This window comes from Aquamicrobium defluvii, from assembly GCF_004363725.1.
Classification (GTDB): Bacteria; Pseudomonadota; Alphaproteobacteria; order Rhizobiales; family Rhizobiaceae; genus Mesorhizobium; species Mesorhizobium defluvii.
This window is the reverse complement of sequence record NZ_SNZF01000075.1, coordinates 1-2396: the sequence shown is the minus strand read 5'-3', so window position 1 is coordinate 2396 and position 2396 is coordinate 1. Positions and strand designations below refer to the sequence as shown.

Sequence of the window (2396 nt, the reverse complement as noted above, 5' to 3'; positions counted from 1 at the left end):
CAGGGGCCGACCGGAAACCTTCGCGCACAAACAGCACCAGCAATGCTGAAAAATCTACAAAATCAATCGGAAAGCACTACCCGCGCACAGGTCTCCTGCAGCGAATAGGGTTGCAGACGCTGGTAGTCGACCGCGAGGGGCCTGCGGCGGGTTGCTCCTTCGGCAATGGGGGGGCGATCGGGCAGAATATCTGCGCACCCTTCACGCAACCGGGACTCTTACGCCAGATACCGGCTTGGTATCTCGACCCCGATGGGCCGGTGGTCGTGAATCCGAAATGGATGCTGCGCTCGTTGCCGTGGATCTTGCGCTGGCTAGCCGCAAGCCGAAAAGCGTCGACCTATGCTGCCTCCAAGGCCATGGCGTTCCTGCATTACGGCTGCCTCGATATCTATCGCGAAAGCCTTGGGCCGGCGCTCTATGCCGGTCTGATCCAGGACACAGGGTATCTCTATGTTTATGAAAGCGCGTCAAAATCCGCGAGTGAAGCCTTTGCCGAAGATTTGCGCGCATATCTGGGGATTCCTGGCACCTATTTGAGCCAGGGAGAGGTGCAGGAACTAGAGCCCAGCCTGTCTGCCGATTTCAAACGCGGTCTGATCCTTCCCGGCAACAGCTATACCAGAAATCCTGCTCGGCTGGTGGAAACGATCTTCACGCTCTTCCAGCAGGCAGGGGGAACATTTCAACGCGCCAATGTGCGCAAGTTGCGCGTGGAGGGGGACGCCGTTGCGGCGGTCGAGACTGATATCGGCCGCCTCAGCGCGAAGCAGGTGGTGCTCTGCGCTGGCGCCTGGTCAGGGGAACTTCTCCGCGATCTGGGGATGCGATTGCCGTTAGTCGCCGAGCGCGGCTATCACATCAGCTATGAGGGTTCTCCGGTCCAACTAAACTACAAGGTCATGAATGCCTCGCGGGGCTTTGGTGCAACGCAGATGGATGGAGGACTGCAGGTTTCGGGCACTGTCGAGCTGACCGACGTGCACTCCAAGCCAAACTGGCGTCGAGCTGGCTCACTTGCCCGCAATGCCGCGCGGATGTTCAAGGCGAAGCTCGGTGCAGACTTCAAACCTTGGGCCGGTAGCCGGCCTTCGTTTCCCGACAGCCTTCCTGTGGTCGACCGCGCCGCGCGAGTGGCCAATCTCTATCTCAACTTTGGTCATTCTCATTGGGGGCTGAGCGGCGCTCCCCAGTCTGCTCGTCTGATAGGAGATCTCATCCAGAAAAAGCAAATGGCTGAGGCCACAGCGGCTTTCTCTGCGGGCAGGTTTAAAATCGGTGCGCCAAATCCTCGATTGGACGATCGAAGATGCTTTAGAGACTCTTAATGAAACAGAGGACGGAAAAGGGGAAATGCTATGAAAAAAATTAAAATGCTTCTTCTCTCTACATGCATCGCCTGCACTGCATTTGGAGCGCAGGCTGAGACTGTCAATCTGATGGCCTATTCGGGAATCTTTGAGAAATACTACCGTCAGGCTGTCGTCGAGCCCTTCATGGCAAAAAATCCTGACATTACGGTCGAGTATTTCGGCATGCCCAATTCGGCCCAGATGCTGGGGACGCTGCGCTCGCAAGTCGCTGATCCGCAATTCGACGTGGCGATCATGGATATCACCGTCTCGAAAGCCGGGACTGATGACGGCGTTTTCGCGCCAATAGATGAGAGCGTGACATCGCATCTCAAGGACTTGGTGCCCCTAGCTCATCTTGAAGGCACCAATGCCGTCGGTGTCACGCTCGACAGCATGACCATGATCTACAACAAGGACCTGGTGGTAGCGCCTCCGACCTCGTGGGAGGATCTCTGGAACCCCGCCTACAATCGCAAGATCGTTCTTGCAGCAGCTCCTGACACCACCGGCCTCATCTTCACCGTTGTGGCAGATCGCATGGCGGGCGGCACGGACTACAAGACCTCTACCGAGAAAGGCATTGAGAAGGTGATGACCCTTGCCCCGGCGGTTCAGACCTGGGAGCCGCATCCGGATGTCTATCAGCCAATTATGACGGGCTCGGCTACAATCGGTCTGGGCTGGAATGCACGGGCGCAGATCTTTGCCGGCGGAGAGGGCAGCAAGCTGGCGGTGGTGATGCCAAAAGAGGGGTCTGGCTTCCAGATCAATGCCATCGGTCTGATCGAGAATGCCCAGAACCGTGAAGCGGCAAAGCGTTTCATCGACTATGCCCTGAGCCCTGAGACTCAAGCCACACTTGCGAACACGATGTATTATGCACCCACGAATGCAAATGCTGCATCACTGATATCGAAAGAGGCACAGGCCAAGACGGTTCTCAGCATGTCAATGACCGTGGAATCGGGACCCCGTATTTTCGCGCAAAAGGAACCCCGGTTTTGGGTTGATGGAGGGCACGACGGTGAGCGCCCGATCAGG

Annotated in this window: 2 protein-coding genes; both read left to right on the top strand. The window is 57.1% G+C overall.

The annotated features are described in order from the left end of the window. On the top strand, nucleotides 1-1328 hold a 1328-nt coding region (locus tag DES43_RS22140), incomplete at its 5' end, for an NAD(P)/FAD-dependent oxidoreductase (RefSeq protein ID WP_133676461.1). A gap of 30 nt (nucleotides 1329-1358) precedes the next feature. After that, a partial coding sequence (locus DES43_RS22135) for an ABC transporter substrate-binding protein (protein WP_133676459.1) occupies nucleotides 1359-2396 on the top strand: 1038 nt, incomplete at its 3' end.